1 protein-coding gene is annotated in these 634 nt (G+C 30.0%); it reads right to left on the bottom strand.

Translation table 11 applies throughout. The features are described from left to right. On the bottom strand, positions 1–212 hold a 212-nt coding region (locus tag J7604_RS25990), incomplete at its 3' end, for a hypothetical protein (protein ID WP_293903225.1). Between the last annotated feature and the right edge of the window lie 422 nt (positions 213–634).

Here is a 634-nt window from a genome sequence, read left to right as displayed (position 1 = left end):
GGTTTCCAGGTTTCGCCTTGATTTGTAGTTTTGTAAATGGTCTTTTCAGCAATAGTAAAACCAGTAGTTTTATCATTTAAAAAAATCATATCTGTCATGGTAGGACCATCCGTATATGGTACGCCGTTTTTTAAGTTCCACTGTGCCAGTAGTGAAAGTGGAAACAGGATCAATAAAAGGCAGAAAAAGTGAGTTTTGGTATTAATTGACATTTTGAGTGTTTTTTTACTTGATCTAAAGATACGATTCTTTAGTGCCGATGTTGATTGAAGTGTAAAATATTATTGATCATAATAGTGCTGTAGATCTATCTCTCAAGGGATTTAAGTTACTTCGGATGTTTTAAATAAGTTGATTTTTAACCGTTTTTATATTTGAGGATAATTATTTGAATATTTTTAAAATAATAAATTGTTGAATTTCAATTGACCGCAAGTATTTTTCCTCTATTTACATTCCTTAAAAAGGTCGAATATTTTTTATCTTATATAGCGATTTTTTCTAACTTAGAGATTTAGGAAAAAATATTTTAACTCATTGATTGCTAGTTCCTCGGTCTGTGGCGCACTATAGCCGTCCACTTAAGCAAGTTTAGAATTACATAATTCTTAATTAAAGTAAATTAGCAACAGTT

It is taken from the genome of Sporocytophaga sp., assembly GCF_017745095.1.
Lineage (GTDB): Bacteria > Bacteroidota > Bacteroidia > Cytophagales > Cytophagaceae > Sporocytophaga.
The sequence above is the reverse complement of the archived record's forward strand: the minus strand, read 5'-3'. Positions and strand labels throughout refer to the sequence as shown.